The sequence below is a fragment of the Halomonas sp. 3H genome (assembly GCF_024206005.1).
GTDB classification, from domain to species: Bacteria; Pseudomonadota; Gammaproteobacteria; order Pseudomonadales; family Halomonadaceae; genus Halomonas; species Halomonas campaniensis.
Genome location: NZ_CP100360.1, coordinates 3,109,670 through 3,128,774, shown reverse-complemented (window position 1 = coordinate 3,128,774; position 19,105 = coordinate 3,109,670). Strand labels below are relative to the sequence as shown.

General features: G+C 68.4%; 16 protein-coding genes. 7 read left to right on the top strand and 9 right to left on the bottom strand.

What is annotated here, in order from left to right; translation table 11 throughout:
- The first annotated feature begins 22 nt into the window (after positions 1-22).
- Positions 23-3,019, top strand: coding sequence for an FAD-binding and (Fe-S)-binding domain-containing protein (locus tag NFC98_RS14420; protein WP_254275616.1), 2,997 nt, complete (start codon positions 23-25; stop codon positions 3,017-3,019).
- Between the two features lie 90 nt (positions 3,020-3,109).
- Positions 3,110-3,634, top strand: a complete 525-nt coding sequence (locus NFC98_RS14415; RefSeq protein ID WP_254275615.1) for a gamma carbonic anhydrase family protein — start codon at positions 3,110-3,112, stop codon at positions 3,632-3,634.
- Positions 3,635-3,733: 99 nt separating this feature from the next.
- Here the strand turns inward: NFC98_RS14415 and NFC98_RS14410 are convergent, their stop codons facing one another.
- The 5 genes from NFC98_RS14410 to NFC98_RS14390 form a co-directional block, all read right to left on the bottom strand.
- The gene (locus NFC98_RS14410) at positions 3,734-4,135 is read right to left on the bottom strand and encodes a heme-binding protein (protein WP_254275614.1); all 402 of its coding nucleotides are present in this window, start codon (positions 4,133-4,135) and stop codon (positions 3,734-3,736) included.
- Between the two features lie 290 nt (positions 4,136-4,425).
- The gene (gene glcF, locus NFC98_RS14405; RefSeq protein WP_254275613.1) at positions 4,426-5,658 is read right to left on the bottom strand and encodes a glycolate oxidase subunit GlcF; all 1,233 of its coding nucleotides are present in this window, start codon (positions 5,656-5,658) and stop codon (positions 4,426-4,428) included.
- Between the two features lie 19 nt (positions 5,659-5,677).
- On the bottom strand, positions 5,678-6,793 hold the full coding sequence (gene glcE, locus NFC98_RS14400) for a glycolate oxidase subunit GlcE (RefSeq protein ID WP_254275612.1): 1,116 nt from the start codon (positions 6,791-6,793) through the stop codon (positions 5,678-5,680).
- A gap of 14 nt (positions 6,794-6,807) precedes the next feature.
- On the bottom strand, positions 6,808-8,313 hold the full coding sequence (gene glcD / locus NFC98_RS14395; RefSeq protein WP_254275611.1) for a glycolate oxidase subunit GlcD: 1,506 nt from the start codon (positions 8,311-8,313) through the stop codon (positions 6,808-6,810).
- Between the two features lie 176 nt (positions 8,314-8,489).
- Positions 8,490-10,190, bottom strand: coding sequence for an L-lactate permease (locus NFC98_RS14390; RefSeq protein ID WP_254275610.1), 1,701 nt, complete (start codon positions 10,188-10,190; stop codon positions 8,490-8,492).
- A gap of 366 nt (positions 10,191-10,556) precedes the next feature.
- Between NFC98_RS14390 and NFC98_RS14385 the strand changes: the two genes are divergently transcribed.
- Both NFC98_RS14385 and NFC98_RS14380 read left to right on the top strand, forming a co-directional pair.
- Positions 10,557-11,264, top strand: coding sequence for a glutathione S-transferase family protein (locus NFC98_RS14385; protein WP_254275609.1), 708 nt, complete (start codon positions 10,557-10,559; stop codon positions 11,262-11,264).
- Between the two features lie 204 nt (positions 11,265-11,468).
- Positions 11,469-11,828, top strand: coding sequence for a phasin family protein (locus NFC98_RS14380; protein WP_254275608.1), 360 nt, complete (start codon positions 11,469-11,471; stop codon positions 11,826-11,828).
- A 94-nt stretch (positions 11,829-11,922) separates the two neighbouring features.
- Here the strand turns inward: NFC98_RS14380 and NFC98_RS14375 are convergent, their stop codons facing one another.
- The 3 genes from NFC98_RS14375 to uraD all read right to left on the bottom strand — a co-directional run bounded on the left by NFC98_RS14375 (position 11,923) and on the right by uraD (position 14,852).
- Entirely contained in the window at positions 11,923-12,543 is a 621-nt protein-coding gene (locus NFC98_RS14375; RefSeq protein WP_254275607.1) for a phosphoribosyltransferase, read from the bottom strand.
- A gap of 126 nt (positions 12,544-12,669) precedes the next feature.
- Positions 12,670-14,058 carry a uracil-xanthine permease family protein gene (locus NFC98_RS14370; RefSeq protein WP_254275606.1) on the bottom strand — a complete coding sequence of 463 codons (1,389 nt, stop codon included), beginning with the start codon at positions 14,056-14,058 and terminating at the stop codon, positions 12,670-12,672.
- Between the two features lie 266 nt (positions 14,059-14,324).
- A complete protein-coding gene (gene uraD / locus NFC98_RS14365; RefSeq protein ID WP_254275605.1) occupies positions 14,325-14,852 on the bottom strand; it encodes a 2-oxo-4-hydroxy-4-carboxy-5-ureidoimidazoline decarboxylase in 528 nt (175 codons plus the stop codon).
- Positions 14,853-15,005: 153 nt separating this feature from the next.
- Here uraD and uraH point away from each other — a divergent pair, with 153 nt between their 5' ends.
- The 3 genes from uraH to NFC98_RS14350 all read left to right on the top strand — a co-directional run bounded on the left by uraH (position 15,006) and on the right by NFC98_RS14350 (position 17,522).
- A complete protein-coding gene (uraH, locus tag NFC98_RS14360) occupies positions 15,006-15,359 on the top strand; it encodes a hydroxyisourate hydrolase (protein ID WP_254275604.1) in 354 nt (117 codons plus the stop codon).
- Positions 15,360-15,453: 94 nt separating this feature from the next.
- Positions 15,454-16,653 carry a urate hydroxylase PuuD gene (locus NFC98_RS14355; protein WP_254275603.1) on the top strand — a complete coding sequence of 400 codons (1,200 nt, stop codon included), beginning with the start codon at positions 15,454-15,456 and terminating at the stop codon, positions 16,651-16,653.
- A gap of 134 nt (positions 16,654-16,787) precedes the next feature.
- Complete coding sequence (locus tag NFC98_RS14350; RefSeq protein ID WP_254275602.1) at positions 16,788-17,522, top strand: GntR family transcriptional regulator; 735 nt, start codon at positions 16,788-16,790, stop codon at positions 17,520-17,522.
- A 79-nt stretch (positions 17,523-17,601) separates the two neighbouring features.
- Here NFC98_RS14350 and NFC98_RS14345 read toward each other — a convergent pair whose 3' ends face one another.
- The gene (locus NFC98_RS14345) at positions 17,602-19,059 is read right to left on the bottom strand and encodes an NCS1 family nucleobase:cation symporter-1 (protein ID WP_254275601.1); all 1,458 of its coding nucleotides are present in this window, start codon (positions 19,057-19,059) and stop codon (positions 17,602-17,604) included.
- Between the last annotated feature and the right edge of the window lie 46 nt (positions 19,060-19,105).

Below are 19,105 nucleotides of genomic sequence, written 5' to 3'. Positions count from 1 at the left end.
CCCCATGGCTGAGGAAGGCAGGATGACGTCTCTCACGGACAAGACCACCTCACCGGATGCGCGGGTAAAGCCGGTGACCGAACTGGCGGCGCGCCTCGCCCGGGAGCTGGAGGGCGAGGTGCTGTTCGACCATGCCTCGCGGGGCCGCTATTCGACGGACGCCTCGATCTACCAGGTGACCCCGGTGGGGGTGGTGATCCCCCGCCACCAGCAGGACCTGACCGCGGCGCTGGAGATTGCCCGGGATGCCCGGGTGCCGATCCTGGCCCGGGGCGCCGGGACCAGCCAGTGCGGCCAGACGGTGGGTGAGGCGCTGGTGATCGACACCACCCGCTGGCTCAAGGAGATCGTCGAGTTCGATCCCGAGGCGCGCACCGTGGTGGTGGAGCCCGGCATCGTGCTCGACCACCTCAACGCCTGGCTCAAGCCCCACGGGCTCTGGTACCCGGTGGATGTCTCCACCAGCGCCCAGTGCACCCTCGGCGGCATGACCGGCAACAACTCCTGCGGCTCGCGCTCGATCCGCTACGGCAACATGGTCCACAACGTGCTGGGCGTGGACGCCTGGCTGGCCGACGGCAGCGAGGGGCACTTCGGCTTCGTCGATGCCCTGCCGGAACGCGGCCCGGTGCGCGAACTGGCCGACCGGGTGAAGGCCATCGCCGACGGCGTCGCCCCGGAGATCCGCGAGCACTTCCCCAAGGTGCTCAGGCGCGTCGGGGGCTACAACCTCGACCTCTTCGAGTGCCAGAACCCCCGGCCCTACGACCCTGAGGGGCGGGCCAACCTGGCCCACCTGCTGGTGGGCTCCGAGGGTACCCTGGGGGTGAGCCGGCGCATCACCCTGCGGCTTTCGCCGCTGCCCGAGCACAAGGTGCTCGGGGTGGTGAACTTCCCTACCTTCTACCAGGCGATGGATCTCACCCAGCACATCGTCACCCTGGATCCCTCGGCGGTGGAGCTGGTGGATCGCACCATGATCGACCTCTCGCTCGAGAACCCGGCGTTCCGGCCGGTGATCGAGAAGGCGCTGATCGGCCGGCCCCAGGCGGTGCTGCTGGTGGAGTTCGCCGGCCAGGACCGCGATTCCCAGCTCGCCTCGCTTGCGCGCCTCTCCGAGCTGATGGCCGACCTGGGCCTGCCCGACAGCGTGGTGGAGATGCCGGCGCCCGCCGAGCAGAAGGCGCTGTGGAACGTGCGCAAGGCCGGCCTCAACATCATGATGAGCATGAAGGGGGACGGGAAGCCGGTCTCCTTCATCGAGGACTGTGCGGTGCCCCTGGAGCACCTGGCGGAGTACACCGACCGGCTGACCGAGGTGTTCCACCGCTACGGCACCGAGGGCACCTGGTATGCCCACGCCAGCGTGGGGACCCTCCACGTGCGGCCGATCCTCGACATGCGCCGCGACGGCGCCGAGAAGATGCGCGAGATCGCCGAGCAGGCGTCCGCGCTGGTGCGCGAGTACAAGGGGGCCTACTCCGGCGAGCACGGCGACGGCCTGTGCCGCGGCGAGTGGGTGGCCTGGCAGTTCGGCGAGACCCTCAACGACGCCTTCCGGGCGGTCAAGGGCACCTTCGACCCGGAGAACCGGCTCAACCCGGGCAAGATCGTCGACACCCCGCGGATGGACGACGACCGCTACTTCCGCTTCCCGAAGGCCTATCGCCGGATTCCGCTGGCCCCGGTGTTCGACTGGTCGGGCTGGAACGTCACCCGCGACCCGCTGACCGGCGAGCAGGGCGAGCCCGGCAGCGCCGGCGACCCCACCCATGGCCTGGCCATGGCGGTGGAGATGTGCAACAACAACGGCCACTGCCGCAAGTTCGACGCCGGCACCATGTGCCCCAGCTACCGCATCACCCGCGACGAGCAGCACCTGACCCGGGGGCGCGCCAACACCCTGCGGCTGGTGCTCTCGGGCCAGCTGGGCGAGGCGGGCCTGGCCAGCGACGAGGTCAAGGAGGCGCTGGACCTCTGCGTCTCCTGCAAGGGCTGCAAGCGTGACTGTCCCACCGGCGTGGACATGGCGAAGTTCAAGATCGAGGCGCGCACCGCCCGGGCCCGGGCCCGGGGACTGTCGCTGCGCGACCGCCTGGTCGGCGAGATGCCGCGCTATGCCCCCTGGGCCAGCCGCTTCGCCGGGCTGGTCAACGGGGTCGAGCGCGTGCCCATCCTGGCCCGCGCCATCAAGCGCACCCTCGGCCTGGCGCCGCAGCGCTCGCTGCCGGCCTTCCGCGGCAACTTCCTGGCCGAGCCCCACGAGAGCCCGGCCCTCGCCTCGCGGGAGGTGCTGCTGTTCGTGGACACCTTCAACAACTACCAGGAGGGCGACAACGCCCGGGCCGCCCGGCGGGTGCTGGAAGCCGCCGGCTACCGGGTGCACCTGAACGCCAGGCCGGGCCAGCGGCCGCTCTGCTGCGGGCGCACCTATCTCTCGTCCGGGCAGTTCGACAAGGCCCGGCTGGAGGCGCGACGAACCCTCGACCACCTGATGCCCCATGTGAAGCGGGGCGTGGCCATCGTCGGGCTCGAGCCCTCCTGCCTGCTGACCCTGCGCGACGAGTTCCTGCAGTACGGGTTCGGCAAGGAGGCCGAGGCGCTCTCCCGCTCGGCCTTCCTGTTCGAGGAGTTCCTGGTCCAGGCGCGGGATGCCGGCGAGCTGCCCCTCGAGCTCAAGGCGCTTCCCCAGCGGCGCGCCATGCTCCATGGCCACTGTCACCAGAAGGCCTTCGATGCCCTGCGCCCGGTCGAGACGGTGCTGTCGTGGATCCCCGACCTCGAGGTCGAGACCATCGAGTCCTCCTGCTGCGGCATGGCGGGCAGCTTCGGCTACGAGGTGGAGCACTATGATGCCTCGCTGGCCATGGCCGAGCTGTCGCTGCTGCCGGCGATCCGCGAGGCGGGCGACGATGCCGTGCTGGTGGCCGACGGCACCAGCTGTCGCCACCAGATCCAGGACGGCAGCGGCCGGGAGGCGGTCCACGTGGCGCGGCTGCTGGAACAGGCGCTGGCCTGACCGGGGGCGCCGGGGCGGGCCGACGCCGGCTCGCGCCGCTGGCCCCTGCGTGGCATCCTCTTTCCATCCCTTGTCAGCAGGAGGAATCCCATGGCGATCTACCAGTACGGGGAGCACCGCCCGGAGCTCCAGGACGATGTCTATGTGGCCGAGACCGCCGACGTGATCGGCCAGGTCACCCTCGGGCGTGGCGCCAGCGTCTGGTACCAGGCGGTGCTGCGCGGCGATACCGACCACCTCGAGGTGGGTGAGGAGAGCAACATCCAGGACGGCGCGGTGCTGCACGCCGACCCCGGCTTTCCCCTCCGGGTGGGGAAGGGCGTGACCGTGGGCCACCAGGCGATGCTGCACGGCTGCACCATCGGCGACGGTAGCCTGGTGGGCATCCAGGCGGTGATCCTCAACGGCGCGGTGATCGGCGAGAACTGCCTGGTGGCGGCCGGGGCCGTGGTCAAGGAGGGCGCCGAGTTCCCGCCCCGCTCGCTCATCGTCGGCGCGCCGGCCCGGGTGGTCCGTGAGCTCTCCGAGGAGGCCGTCGAGGGGCTGAGGAGGAACGCGGCGGGCTACGTGGAGCGCGGCCGCCTCCACGCGAGCCAGCTGAAACGCATCGACTGATACCGTTCGCTGAGCCCGCTCCCGGTTTCAGCCGCATTGGCCAGAACGCACAGGGCCCCGCTCCGGATGGAGCGGGGCCCTGTCGTGTCGGCGGCGGGCTCAGCCGATGGCGGCGACGCCGGCACGGGCGATCTGCACGTCCTGGTCGGGCTTGACGCCGGAGATGCCGACGGTGCCGGCCACCTCGCCGTCCACCAGCACCGGCACGCCGCCGGCCAGCAGCGACTGCATGGGCGCGGTGACGAAGGCGGTGCGGCCACCGTTGATCATCTCCTCGAAGGCCTGGGTCTCGCGGCGGCCGATGGCGGCGTTGCGGGCCTTCTGGGTGGCCACGTCGGCGCTGAAGGGCGGGGCGGTGTCCATGCGGCGCAGGCCGAGCAGGTGGCCGCCGTCGTCGGCCACGGCGATGGTGACGCCCCAGCCGTTGGCCTCGGCCTCCTTCTGGGCGGCATCGAGGATGGCGTTGACGTCGGTCAGGGTCAGTACGGGCTTGGTCTTCATGAGCGGACTTCCTCTTCGTGATGGAACGCTGTTGCAGGGGGTGGCAGGCTCGGGGCTGACTCGGCGGCAAACCCTCGGGGAGGCGCTGTGAATACTTCCCTGTACGCTACCGACGCCTTCCCTGGCGTAGGACCTCCCCTCCGGCTTGCCCTCGACGCCCCTCGCTCGGATGCGAGGCGAGTGTTACGCGAGTGCCTCGTCCACGATCTCGATCCAGTGGCGCACTTCGGTGCGGTTGGCGCCGGCCAGGTGGGTCTGGCAGCTGAATGATTGAGCGCCGTGACGATCATTCATGTCAGTGCCTCATCGACGATTTCGATCCAGTGTCTGACCGGGGTGCGGTTGGCGCCGGCCAGGTGGGTCTGGCAGCCGATATTGGCGGTGACGATCACCTCGGGGTTGCCGGCCTCCAGGTTGTCGAGCTTGTTGTCGCGCAGCTGCTTCGAGAGCTCGGGCTGGGTGATGGAGTAGGTGCCCGCCGAGCCGCAGCAGAGGTGGGCATCGGCGACCGGGGTCAGCGCGAAGCCGAGCCGGGTCAGCACGCCCTCCACGGCGCCGCCGAGCTTCTGGGCGTGCTGCAGGGTGCAGGGGCAGTGGAAGGCGAGCCGGCGGCCCTGCTTCACGCTCAGGTCGTCGAGGGCCTCGTCGCGCAGCACCTCGACCAGGTCCTTTGCCAGCTCGCTCACCCGGGCGGCCTTCTCGGCGTAGGCCGGGTCGTCCTTGAGGATGTCGACGTACTCCTTGACGAAGGCGCCACAGCCGCTGGCGGTCTGCACGATGGCTTCCGCCCCGGCCTCGATGTGCGGCCACCAGGCGTCGATGTTGGCCCGCGCCCGGGTGCGGCCGTCATCATGGGCGTTGAGGTGGAAGTCGATGGCGCCGCAGCAGCCGGCCTCCGCCACCGGGGTCAGCCCGATGCCGAGGCGATCCAGCACCCGGGCCGTGGCGGCGTTGGTGTTGGGCGAGAGCCCCGGCTGCACGCAGCCCTCCAGGATCAGCATCTGCCGGGCGTGTTGCCTGCCGTCGGGGCGCTTGCCGGCATCCACGGGGGCCGGCGGCATCTTGTCCCGGAGGGCACCGGGCACCAGCGGACGGAAGGTCTGGCCCAGCTTCAGCAGCGCCTGGAAGCGCTTCGGTTCCACCAGCATCTTGCGCAGCGCATAGCGCTGGGCCCGCTCGGCCGGCTTGCGCGGCACCCGGCGCTCGATCTCGGCGCGGCCGATGTCGAGCAGCTTGTGGTATTCGACCCCGGAGGGGCAGGTGGTCTCGCAGTTGCGGCAGGTCAGGCAGCGGTCCAGGTGCAGCCGGGTCTCCTCGGTCACCTTGTCGCTGCCCTCGGGGGCCTCGAGCATCTCCTTCATCAGGTAGATACGCCCGCGGGGGCCGTCGCGCTCGTCGCCCAGCAGCTGGTAGGTGGGGCAGGTGGCGTTGCAGAAGCCGCAGTGCACGCAGGTGCGCAGCACCCGGTCGGCCTCGCGGATATGCGGCTTCTTGAGGTCTTCCTCGGTAAAGTGCGTCTGCATCTCGGCGTTTTCCCCTGTCTCAGAATGCCGCGTAGAGCCGGCCCGGGTTGAAGATGCCCTGCGGGTCCAGCTCGGCCTTGAGGTTGCGATGGTACTTGGCCAGCACCGGGGGGAGCGGGGTGAAGGGCTCGTCCACCGGTGTGCCGCCGGCGCCACGCAGGCAGGTGGCATGGCCGCCGGCGCGGGCCGCCGCCTGGCGGATCGCCTCGGCGTCGAGGTCGCTCCTCAGCCAGCGCTGGCAGCCCGCCCAGTCGTAGAGCACGTCGGGATCATTGACGCCGGGCAGCTCGATCACCGGAGTGTGGTGGGGCAGCGAGAGGCGCCACAGGGCCCGGCTGTCGTCCTTCGCGAAGAAGGCCAGGCGCTGCTCGCGCAGGGCCTCCCAGAAGTCCGGCTTGAGCTCGTCGCCGCCGAGCCTTTCGGCGGTGGCGGCCACGGAGCTCGGGCCGCCCTCCAGGCGCAGGTGCAGGGCGCCGTCGAGCCAGGCGGCCGCGGTGATCGGCAGCGGCTGACGGCCCCACTCGGAGAGCTTCTCCAGCGCCCGGGCCAGCGGCATGTCCAGATGCAGGCTGCGCGAGGCACCGGGCAGCGGCAGCACCTTCATGGAGACCTCGGTGATCAGCCCCAGGGTACCCTGGGCGCCCACCATCAGCCTCGAGAGGTCGTAGCCGGCCACGTTCTTCATCACCTGGCCCCCGAAGCGCTGCTCGCTGCCCTGGCGGGTGATGATCCGCGTGCCCAGCACGAAGTCGCGCACGCTGCCGGCCCAGGGGCGGCGCGGGCCGGAGAGGCCGGTGGCGATCATGCCGCCCACCGTGGCGTCGTCGCCGAAGTGGGGCGGCTCACAGGGCAGCATCTGCCCGTTGGCGGCCAGGGCGGCCTCCAGCTCGCGCAGCGGGGTGCCGCTGCGCACCGAGACGATCAGCTCCACCGGGTCGTACTCGGTGATGCCGCGGTGCTCGCGAGTGGAGAGCGCCTCGCCCTCGACCCGGCGACCATAGAAGGCCTTGGTGTCGCCGCCGACGATGCGCAGGGGCGTGCCCTCGGCCTCGGCGCGACGGACGCGCTCCGCCAGCGCCTCGCTGGCGTCCTGGCTGGGGATGTCGTGCTGGGGGGTATCGTGAGTGGTCACCATGTCGTCGAACTCTCTCAGCCTTGGCTCTCTCGGGCCCGGGTCGGGGCGGGGGCGTCACCGGCGCTCTTGGTCAGGCGGAACTCGGAACAGCGCGCCGGCGTGGGGATGTTCTTGCCGGGGTTGAGCAGCTCGTCGGGGTCGAAGGCGCGCTTGGCGGCACGGAAGGTCGCAAGTTCGCCGGGGCTGAACTGCACGCACATCTGGTGGATCTTCTCGCGGCCCACGCCGTGCTCGCCGGTGATGGTGCCGCCCACCTCGACGCACAGCTCGAGGATGCGGCCGCCCAGCTCCTCGGCGCGCTCGAATTCACCCGGCTGGTTGGCATCGAAGAGGATCAGCGGGTGCATGTTGCCGTCGCCGGCGTGGAAGACGTTGGCCACCCGCAGGCCGTACTCCTCGCCCAGATCGCCGATGCCCTTGAGCACCCGCGCCAGCTCGCGGCGGGGGATGGTGCCGTCCATGCAGTAGTAGTCCGGCGACATGCGGCCCACCGCCGGGAAGGCGTTCTTGCGCCCGGCCCAGAACAGCGCCCGCTCGGCCTCGTCCCGGGCCTGCTGGATATCGGTGGCGCCGGCTTGCTCCAGCACGCGACGCACGGTCTGGCAGTCGTCGTCCACGTCCGCCTCCACGCCGTCCAGCTCGCAGAGCAGGATCGCCTCGGCCTCCACCGGGTAGCCGGCGCCGATGAAGTCCTCGGCGGCGCGGATCGCCAGGTTGTCCATCATCTCAAGGCCCCCGGGGATGATGCCCGCGGCGATGATGGCCCCCACGGCGTTGCCGGCCTTCTCGATGTCGTCAAAGCTCGCCATCAGCACCTTGGCGGTCTCGGGCTTGGGCAGCAGCTTGACGGTGATCTCGGTGACCACCCCGAGCATCCCCTCGGAGCCGGTGAACAGCGCCAGCAGGTCGAAGCCGGGAGCATCCAGGGCGTCCGACCCCAGGGTCATGTGCTCCCCCTCGATGGTCAGCACCTCGACCTTGATGACGTTATGCACGGTGAGGCCGTACTTCAGACAGTGCACACCACCGGCGTTCTCGGCCACGTTGCCGCCGATGGAGCAGGCGATCTGCGACGAGGGGTCAGGGGCGTAGTAGAGCCCGTAGGGCGCCGCTGCCTCGGAGATGGCCAGGTTGCGCACCCCGGGCTGCACCCGCGCAGTGCGCGCATCGGGGTCGATCTCGAGGATGCGGCTGAAGCGCGACAGCACCAGCAGCACGCCGTGCTCCAGCGGCATGGCGCCGCCGGAGAGGCCGGTGCCGGCGCCGCGTGTCACCACCGGCACGCCCAGGGCCCGGCAGCGCTTGAGCAGGATCTCGACCTGCTCGAGGGTCTCGGGCAGGGCGACCAGCATGGGCAGGGCACGATAGGCGGAGAGACCGTCGCACTCGAAGGGGCGCAGGTCCTCCTCGCGGTGCAGCAGGGTCATGCCGGGCAGTGCCTGCTGGAGGTCGGCCAGCACCTCGGACTGATCATGCCCGGGTTGACCGCCATCGAGTCGTTCATCGAAGTGGGTGTTCATGGTGACTCCTGAGCGGGAGGGACATCACTTCAGTGTAGTGACCAATTTTATGAAAAGAATTTCCATAATTCCATGGAAATTTTTTTCATCAAGGTGGTCCGCAGCGCCCCGGGCAGGGGAAATGACCGGGCCCCGCCGACGGTCGGCGGGGCCCGGTGAGCATCATGCTCGTGCCATCAACTGACCCGCATCAGCGGATCCGTCACGCCGATCACATAGAAGGCGATCAGGGCGATGAGGCCGGTGAAGACCAGGTAGTAGATGGTCGGCAGGATGGTCTTGCGGATGGTGATGCCCTCGCGGCCGAGCAGGCCCACGGTGGCGGATGCCGCGACCACGTTGTGGATGGCGATCATGTTGCCGGCGGCCGCACCCACGGCCTGCAGCGCCACCATGAAGGCGGTGGAAAGTCCCAGCTGCTGCGCCACGTTGAACTGGAACTCGGCCAGCATCAGGTTGGACACGGTGTTGGAGCCGGCGATGAAGGCCCCCAGGGCACCCACGGCCGGGGCGAAGAACGGGTAGACACCGCCCACGCTGTCGGCCACGAACTGCGCCATGGCCACCGGCATGGAGACCAGGTCCGCCGCGTTGACGCCGGAGTTGATCAGGATCCGCACCATGGGAATGGTGAAGATCAGCACGAAGCCGGCGCCGAAGATGGTCTTCGAGGATTCACTGAAGGCGGCCTGGAGCTCGCCGGCGCGCATGCGGTGCAGCACGGCGGTGATCAGCACCACCATCAGCAGGATGCCACCCGGCAGGTAGAGCGGCTGGATGGCTCCGGAGACGCCGGCCTCACCCAGGATGTTGCTCCATCCGAAGGAGAGGGACTGCAGCGCTTCGCGGAACGGATCGATGGTGCGTGAGGCGACCAGGATCACGGCCAGCAGCACGTAGGGCACCCAGCCCATCAGGGTGGAGATCGGTGCCTTGCCGGCGATGTCGTCCAGCTTGATTTCCAGCTTGCCGATCCACTCGTCCGGCCAGGACTTGCTCTCCGGGAAATCCCAGACGTCCTTGGGAATCAGGAAGCCCTTGCGGGCCGCCGGGACGACGATGGCCAGGCCGACCATGGCGCCGATCATCGACGGGAACTCCGGGCCGAGCAGCACGCCGGCCAGCATGTAGGGCACCACGAAACAGACGCCGGCGAAGATGGCGAAGGGGGCGATGGAGAGCCCTTCCTTCCACGACTTGTTGGCACCGAAGAACTTGACCATGATCACCACCATGATCAGCGGCATCAGGATGCCGACGATGCCGTGGATCACCGCCACTTCACCGGCGATCAGGCGGAAGTACTCCATCCAGGTGTAGCCGCCGGATTCCAGCGCCTCGCTGATGCCGTCACGGTTGATGCCACCGGTGACGCCCACCACGATCGGCGTGCCCACGGCACCGAAGGAGACCGGCGTGGACTGGATCATCATGCCCACGACCACGGCGGCCAGCGCCGGGAAGCCCAGGGCGACCATCAGCGGGGCGGCCACGGCGGCCGGGGTGCCGAAACCGGAGGCGCCCTCGATGAAGCAGCCGAACAGCCAGGCGACGATGATGGCCTGGACGCGGCGGTCCGGACTGATGCCCGAGAAGCCGTTGCGGATCGCGGTGATGCCGCCGGAGTGCTTCAGGGTGTTGAGCAGCAGGATGGCACCGAAGATGATCCAGAGGATCGACACGGTGAGGATCAGGCCCTGGAAGGTCGAGGCCAGCACCCGGTTGAAGCTCATTTCCCAGGCGAACAGGGCGATGAGGGCGGTGACCACGAAGACCACCGGCATGGCGGTCCTGGCCGCCATCCGGAAGCCGATCAGCAACACGCCGGCCAGCACCAGGGGCACGAAGGCCAGTAGTGCAAGAGTGGTGTCATTCATGAGGCAGGTTTCCCTCTCGGTTATTGTCAGACAGGCTCGTGAACGAAGGTTAAGTGTAGGCACGCCTGCCGGCAGGGCGGGGCGAACGGGCGAAAGATAATCGCATCGCCGGGTGGCTGGCCAGCGCTGGAAAATTGGTCTGACCAATCATGTCTCTGGTCTATCTCCGCCGATCATGCCGCAAGCGTCTGTAAGGAAAGGCATTCTGGGCCCGCATCGGCGAGCGCCGCCGCCTGGCAGGGCGGGGCGGCATAGACTAAAGGACAGTCCGGCGTGCCGACCTGCCCGCCTGGTCAGGCCCCATGGCGGGGGTCGGCAAAGCCTGGCACACTCGGACGAGACCACCCCCGACACCGAGGAGTTGCCATGACACGGGTGCTTTACGATCTCTGCGGCATCGACGAGGGGCTGCGCTTCTCGCCCTATTGCTGGCGGGTCCGCTATGCCCTGGCCCACAAGGGGCTGGAGGTGGAGGCGCGTCCCTGGCGCTTCACCGACAAGCAGGCGCTGGCCTTCGCCGACCACGACAAGGTGCCCGTACTGGTCGACGGCGACGAGGTCATCACCGACAGCTACGAGATCCTGCGCTACCTGGATCGCGCCTACCCCGACGCCCCCCTGCTCGGCGATGCCGTCGCCGAGGGTCGGGCCCGCTTCCTCAAGCACTATGCCGAGCGCGCCCTGCAGCCGGCGATGATGCGCACCATCATCATGGACCTGCTCAACGCCATCCATCCCGACGACCGCGACTACTTCCGCGAGAGCCGCGAGAAGCGCTTCGGGCGCACCCTCGAGGAGTTCCACTCCCCGGCGAAGGGGCTGTCGCAGCTGGATGCGGCCCTGGAGCCGCTGCGCGGGCGCCTCAAGGAGGCCGACTACATCGACGGCGCGGCACCGGCGGCGGGCGACTACCTGGTGTTCGGCAGCTTCATGTGGGCGCGCACCGTCTCCAGTGCCGACCTGGTCTCCAATGCCGACCCGGTGCACGCCTGGCTGGAGCGCATGCTCGACCTTCACGGCGGCCTGGGGCGCAGCGCCATGCGGATCACCGACATCGAGGGGGCCTATCGCTGACCGGGCCACCTAAGCCGTCTCGATGGCGAGTCGCCCACGACGCCCGGCCCCGGCCGGGCGTCTTCGATGGCAGCGCGGGCGCGCTCGGCGGGGGATGAGGAAAATCGGTCGCCGCCATGTTGCAACGCACAAAAGCGCCTGCTATGTTGCAATGCAACACAGGGCATATCGCCCCTGTTCGACCACCAGAGACGGAGGTGTTCCATGTCCACCAAGGCAACCACCCAGAAGACGACCGAACAGTTCGAGGGCCTCTTCGTCGAGCCGGCACGCGCCTATGGCTCGCTGACCCTCGAATACTACGAGAAGCTGCTCGGCGCCCAGCTGGATGCCGCCCGCAGCTACTCCGACCTCGGCCTGGCCCAGGCGCGCGCCTGGATCGACGTGCGCGATGCCGATGGCCTCAAGAAGGTCGTGGAAGGCCAGCAGAAGGCGGCTCAGGACCTGGGCGAGCGCATGAAGAGCGATGCCGAGAAGGTCAGCGCCCTCGGCCAGGACTTCCTGCAGAAGAGCCAGAAGCTCGTCGAGGAGAGCATGAAGTCCGCGACCGCCGCCGCCAAATAAGGCCGGCGCCGGCGTCTCGCCGGCCGCGGGAATCACACGGGCCGCCCCATCGGGGCGGCCCGTGCCGTTTTGGGCCTGTGCTGCGGCCTTCGGCTCAGGAGGCTCCGCCGAGGAGCCGGACGACCTCGTCATCCTCGACCTGGTCGAAGGTGGCGAAGAACTGGCCCACGGCGCGGAAGTGGTGGGGGGCCTCGGGGCAGATTACCTCGTCGGCCAGGGCGCCGAGCCGGGCCAGGGTGTCGGGCGGGGCCACGCCGATGGCGGCGATGAGCCGGGCCGGGTCACGCTGGCGCAGGGTGGCGAGCGCCGCGGCCATGGTCGCCCCGGTGGCGCTGCCGTCGTCCACCACCACCACCACCCGCCCGGTCGGGTCGATGGGCGAGCGCACCGGCGTGTAGCGGCGGCGGCGCTCGTCGATCAGCTCGCGCTGGCGAGCCACCTCGCGGGCCAGCCAGTCGTCGCGGCAGAGCGCGGCCTCCTCCTGCAGGTGCACGCTGCCGTCCTCGCTGACCGCTCCGATGGCAAACTCGGGGTTGCCCGGGGCGCCGAGCTTGCGCACCAGCACCACGTCCAGCTCGCCCTCCAGGGCGTCGGCGATGATCCGGCCCATGGGGACCCCGCCGCGGGGAATGGCCAGCACCAGGGGGTGCGCTCCCCTGAGGTGGGCCAGGGCCTCGGCGAGCCGTCGTGCCGCATCGATTCGATCCCGATACATGGTGATACTCCCTGCGTGGCCGTCAACGACAGTCTAGCCAAGGCGAGCTATGGCGGCCGTGAAACGGGGTGCGCCACCGGGGTAACCGGCGGCGCCTGGGGAGTGACAGGGGGCGCGAGGGAGGTGTCAGGCGTTGGACTCGGCCTTGCTGGCCTCGGCCTCGACGTCCTCGCCCCCGCGCTGGCGGCGGGGCTTGCCAGGCAGGATGGCATCCAGCAGCAGGGCGGCCAGGGCCGCCGGCACCAGGCCGGACTTGAGCAGCAGCCCCGCCTGGCCGGGCATGGTCTCGGAGATCGCCTCCACCGCCGGCAGGCCGATGCCCAGGCTCAGGGAGACCGCGATGATCAGCATGGCGCGCTGGTCGAGCTCGCACTCCTGGATGATCTTGAGGCCCGCCGAGGCGATCATGCCGAACATCACCACGCCGGCGCCGCCCAGCACCGCATGGGGCATGGCCGCCACCAGGCCGCCCAGCTTGGGGAAGAGCCCCATGCAGATCAGCAGGATGCCGCCGATGGTCACCACGTGGCGGCTGACCACGCCGGTCAGGGTGATCAGGCCCACGTTCTGGGCATAGGCGGTGTTGGGCAGGGTGTTGAAGACCGCGGCGAAGGAGGTGGCCACGCCGTCGGCCATCACGCCGCCGGAGAGTTCGCGGTCCTTCGCCGGCCGGCCGGCGCCGCCGGTGGTGATGGCGGAGATGTTGCCGATGGTCTCCAGGCCCACCACGAACATGATCAGCACCATGCCCACGATGGCGGTGAGGTGGAACTCCATGCCGTACTGCAGCGGCCTCGGCACGGCGAACCAGGCCGCCTCGCGCAGGTTGGTGAAGTCCACCATGCCCAGTGCGATGGCCACCAGGTAGCCGGCCAACAGGCCGAAGAGGATCGAGGAGGCCTTGACGAAGCCGCGGCCCAGCTGGTGCACGGCGATGCACACCACCAGCACGAAGAGCGCCAGCAGCAGGTTGGTGGGCGAGGCGAAGTCGGGCGAGCCCACGCCGCCGGCGGCGTAGTTGAGGCCGACCGGCATGAGCGTGATGCCGATCAGCAGCACCACGATGCCGGTGACCACCGGCGAGAACCAGTGGCGGATCTTCTTGAGGAAGGCCCCCAGCACGATCTGCAGCAGGCCGGCGATGAAGGAGGCGCCGAGCACTGCGGCCAGCCCGAAGGCGTTGGCCAGGGGCAGCGCCACCGGCAGGAAGCCGAAGCTGGTGCCCTGGACGATGGGCAGGCGGGCACCGATGGGGCCCATGCCGATGGTCTGGATCAGGGTCGAGACCCCGGCCACGAAGAGTGCCACCTGGATCAGGAAGATCGTCTCGCCGGTGGCGGCGCCGATCACGCCGGCGATGATGATCGGCGGCGTCACGTTGCCGGCGAACATCGCCATGATGTGCTGAAGGCCCAGCGGGATCGCCTTGGAGAGCGGCGGCATCGCGTCCGGGTCGCGGTTGATGGTGCGGGTGGGGTTCGTCTCGGGATGGGGGGCGGAACGGGATCTGGTCATGGTCGGGCTCGCAGCTGGGATTGTTGTCGGTGCTGGCGTGCGGGTCGTGGAGTCGGCCCATTGTTATGGGTATTGAGGCCAATCCTCTGCTCTAAATGTACACAATACCGAAGATCATGAAAGACACTGTGTCTAAATTACTGTGTTCATTTTTGACGAAGTCATTCATATCAATGTCTTGCGGGCCAGTTGTTGACCAATCGGTCAGCCTGTTGGGTGGCTCATGAGGGGGCTGGGTCCCCGCGGCCGGGCCGCGGGGGCGGCGATCAGCCCGCCAGGCGCGCCTGCAGGCGGAACAGGGCGATGCGATTGATCTGCTCGATGGCGGTACGGCGCTCCTGCTCCGGCGTGTTCTCCAGGCGCGCCTCGAAGGCGTCGAGGATGACGAAGCGGTCGCTGCCCTTCACCGCCATCACGAAGGGGAAGCCGAACTTCGCCTTGTAGGCCCCGTTGAGGCGCTCGAAACGGGCCAGCTCCTCGGGGCTGCACTGGTCGAGGCCGGCACCGGCCTGCTCGCGGGTGGAGTCGTCGGTCAGGGTACCGGCGAGGGCCGCCTTGCCGGCCAGATCGGGGTGGGCGCTGATCACGGCGAGCTGGCGTTCGGGATCGGCCTCGACGAGGATCCGGCCCATCGCCTCGGCCAGGCCCGTGGGAGTGTCGTGGCGCGGGTCCAGCCCGCGTTCCCAGGCCAGTTCGGCGACCCAGGGGGAGTGCTCGTAGATCTCGCCGTAGGCGGCCACGAAGGCGGCCTTGTCAAGCTGGCTGGGACGCGGTGTCAGGGTGCTGTCAGTCATGGTCGGTCTCCCGATGGCGGTGGTCGAAGGGGTTTTCCTTCCTAATGTATACAAAAAATATTTTGAAATGTACTCCATAAACGTCTAAAAATGTCCTCACTGCTATCCGCAACCTTCCGGGAACCATCCACAGAGAACAACAGGAGAGTGAAGATGGGACGCCTGACTACCCATGTGCTTGATACCGCCCAGGGCCGCCCCGGCCAGGGCATCCGCATCGAGGTGTACCGCCTCGCGGGCGAGGGACGAGAGCGCCTCAAGGAGGTCGTCACCAACGATGATGGCCGCTGCGATGCCCCGATCCTCGAGGATGGCGCGTTCGCCGCCGGCGAGTACGAGCTGGTCTTCCACGCCGGCGACTACCTGCGCCGGCAGGGCATCGAGGCCGACGAGCCGCGCTTCCTCGACGTGATCCCGCTGCGCTTCGGCGTGGCCGATGCCGAGGCGCACTACCACGTGCCGCTGCTGCTGTCGCCCTATGGCTACTCCACCTACCGCGGCAGCTAGCCTCGGCCCGTAACATGGCGGCCCCCTCCGGCATGTCTGACGAGGCCTGGCCGCCGGTCACCAACAACAATGCAATGAGTCGAGGCATCCCCTGATGCAAGCCTATCTGCTGGACTTTGCCAACTTCATGCTGCGCTGGCTTCACGTCATCGCGGCCATCGCCTGGATCGGCGAGTCGATCTACTTCGTGATGCTGGACAATGGCCTGCGCAGGCCCAAGGCCGCCGAGGACCGCGACAAGGGGGTATTCGGCGAGATGTGGGCGGTGCACGGCGGCGGCTTCTACCACAACCAGAAGTACGCCACGGCCCCTGCCAAGCTGCCGGAGGACCTGCACTGGTCGTTCTGGAAGGCCTACACCACCTGGCTGTCGGGCTTCGCCCTGTTCGTGCTGCTCTACATGGCCAACCCGAGCTTCTACCTGGTCAATCCCGATAGCAGCTGGGCGTGGGCGGCGAGCATGAGCGGCTGGCAGGCCAACGTGCTGGCGCTGCTGTTCCTGGTCGGCGGCTGGGTGGTCTACAACGAGCTGTGCAAGCGCATCAGCCCCGACATGACCCGCGACGGCCTGCTGAGCATCGCCGTGGCGGTGATGATGGTGGTGGTGGCCTACCTCAGCACCCAGCTGTTCTCGGGACGGGCGGCCTTCCTGCTGACCGGGGCGGTGATGGCCACGGCCATGTCGGCCAACGTCTTCTTCTGGATCATCCCCGGGCAGCGGCGCATGGTGAAGGCGATGAAGGCCGGCGAGGCGCCCAACCCGCTGGACGGCAAGCGCGGCAAGCAGCGCTCGGTGCACAACACCTATTTCACCCTGCCGGTGGTGCTGCTGATGATCAGCAACCACTACTCCTTCGCCTACTCCCACGAGCAGGCCTGGGTGATCATGTCGCTGTTCATCTTCGCCGGCGCGCTGATCCGCCAGTTCTTCGTGCTGATGCACGCGGGCAGCATCAAGCCCGCCTACCCGGCGGCCGGGGTGGCGCTGATCGCAGTGGCGTTCTGGATCGCCGCGCCTGCGCCGTCCCCCGCCGCCGATCCGGGGCGCGCCGCGGTGAGCCTCGAGGAGGTCCATGCCATCGTCGAGACCCGCTGCGCGGCCTGCCACGCCAGCCAGCCGACCCAGCCCGGCTTCAACGCGCCGCCGGCCGGCATGGCCTACGACACCCCGGAGCAGACCGCCCGCCAGCGGGAGCAGATTCGGCAGGTGGTGGCCAGCGGGTACATGCCGCTGGGCAACATGACCGGCATGACCGACGAGGAGCGCGCGGCCATCGCCGCCTGGACGGAGTGAGCCGGACGGCTGCCTGTCACCTCTCGACGACCCGCCCGGCCGGCGGGTCGTCGTCGCTTACGGGCAGGGCGTCGTCGGGGGCCGAGTATGCGTATACAATACGTCGCATCAGGCAATGCAGGAGACGAGCCTTCATGAACCAGCGTCAGACCGTGGCCGAGCGCAAGGCGCCTGGCCCCCGCCTGGGCAAGAACGGCGACGGTGCCGAGCGACACGAGGCCATCTACCGCTCGATCAGCGATGCGATCATCGAGCATCGTCTCAAGCCCGGCGCCCGCCTGCGCGAGGATGCCCTTGCCGAGGTGTTCGGCGTCAGCCGCACCGGCATCCGTAAGATCCTGCAGCGCCTGGCCCTGGAGCAGCTGGTCACCCTGACGCCACGCCGCGGGGCCAGCGTGACCCGCCCCACCGCCGACGAGGCCAAGGATGTCTTCGACGCCCGCCAGATGGTGGAGTGCGGCCTGATGCCCGAGGTGGCGCGGCGCATCACCGAGGCCGATGTGAGTGAACTGCGCGAGATGGCCCGCCGCGAGCGGGAGGCGCTCAAGGGTGGCGAGCAGAGCACGGCCATCAAGCTCTCCGCGGCCTTCCATGCGCGACTGGCCGGGATCTCCGGCAACGCCACCCTGGCCGACTTCGTCGGCCGGCTCTGCTCGCGCTCCTCGCTGATCCTCGCCGTCTACGGCAACGCCGGCCACCTGGGCTGCGAGTCCCACGACCACGACGACCTGATCGGCTACCTGGAGGCCGGCAACGGCGAACGCGCCGCGGCCTTCATGAGCCGCCACCTCAAGGCCATCGAGGCCTCGCTCTCCATCGTCGAGGAGGAGGGCGAGGCCCCGGACCTCCACGAGATCTTCGGCGGCTGACTGGCAGTGAGCGGGCTCATGCAATGACCCCCGGGCCAAGGCCCGGGGGTCATTGTCTCTGCCTTGTGTCAGGGAGTGATCAGGCGCTGGCGGGAACCACGGCCGGACGGTGGCTGCGCATCAGGCCGTAGTAGAAGAGCCCGCCCAGGGCAGCGCCCATCATCCAGCCGTAACCGTCAAGTCCGGATAACGCGGGTACGACCACGGTGGAGATCGAGAATAACGCCGCACAGCCGAAGGCGGCCAGTGCTCGGGTGTTCCACCCCTTCACGTAGTAATAGGCGCTACCCGGCTCGGAGGAGAAGAGCTCTTCCATGTCGAGATGCTGGCGTTTGATCAGGTAGTAGTCCACCACGATGATGCCGTAGAAGGGGGCGACGATAGCGCCCAAGGCATTCACGAAACCTGGCACGCCGACCTGGCTGATCACCGAGACCCACAGCGCCCCTACGAAGAAGGCGACGATGGCAGTGATCAGGCCGCCGACTTTGAAGCTGATCTTGCTGGGGAAGAGGTTGGCCAGGTCGTAGGCTGGCGGGATGAAATTTGCCACCAGGTTGATGCCCACAGTAGCGGCGAAGAAGGTCAGGGCAGCGACGATGGTCAGCGGCAGGGAGTCGACGCGCTCAACGATGTCTGCCGGGTTGGTCAAGGCGTCACCGAAAAGCACCAGGGTGCCGGCGGTGATGATCAGGGCGATAAAGGAGAAGAATGCCACGTTGAGCGGCAGGCCCAGCAAGTTGCCCAGCTTCATCTGGCGCTCGGTCTTCACGAAGCGTGTGAAGTCGCCGAAGTTGATCACCACCGCGGCGAAGTAGGCCACCATGGTGCCGACGATGGCCATGAAGGCCGCCAGGGCGCTGCCGGAGCGGTCGCCGTCAGCACTAAAAATGGTACTGACCGCGGGTAGCAGGTCGCTGCCGGCCTGGAACCAGACAATGATCATCAGCACCACCATCACAACGTAGACCATCGGGCCTGCCCAGTTGAGGAAGTGCTTGATGCGCTCTATGCCCTGCCAGAAGATCGCGATTTGGAACAGCCAGACGATCACGAAAGAGACCCAGGCGATCCCGGAGAGGCCCAGGAAGGTGCTGCCGTTGCCGGCACCGAAGAGCGCGACCAGCAGTAGCGCGATGGCGGTGGAGGCGAAATAGGTCTGCACCCCGTACCAGAAGATGCCGATGATGGCGCGCAGCATGGCCGGCAGATTGGCGCCGCGTACGCCCATGCTGGCCCGCACCATCACCGGGAAAGGAATACCGTACTTGACGCTGGGCTTGCCTGTCAGGTTGACCAGGTACATCACGATCACCCCTGCCAGGATGATGGCAGCCATGACCGCCCATCCATTGAGGCCGTAGGCCAGGAAAAGCGACGCCGCCAGGGTATAGCCGAACAGGCTCTGGATGTCGTTGGACCAGACATTGAAGATCTCGAAGGCCCCCCAGTTACGGTCCTTGTGCTTCAAGGGAGCCAAGTCTTCGTTGTACAGCGTTGGATCGATGCGCTGGATATCCAGATCACTCTGTTTCATCGATGTCACCATTGTCGTTATTGGCGGAGGTGCCGCCCGGCGCTGG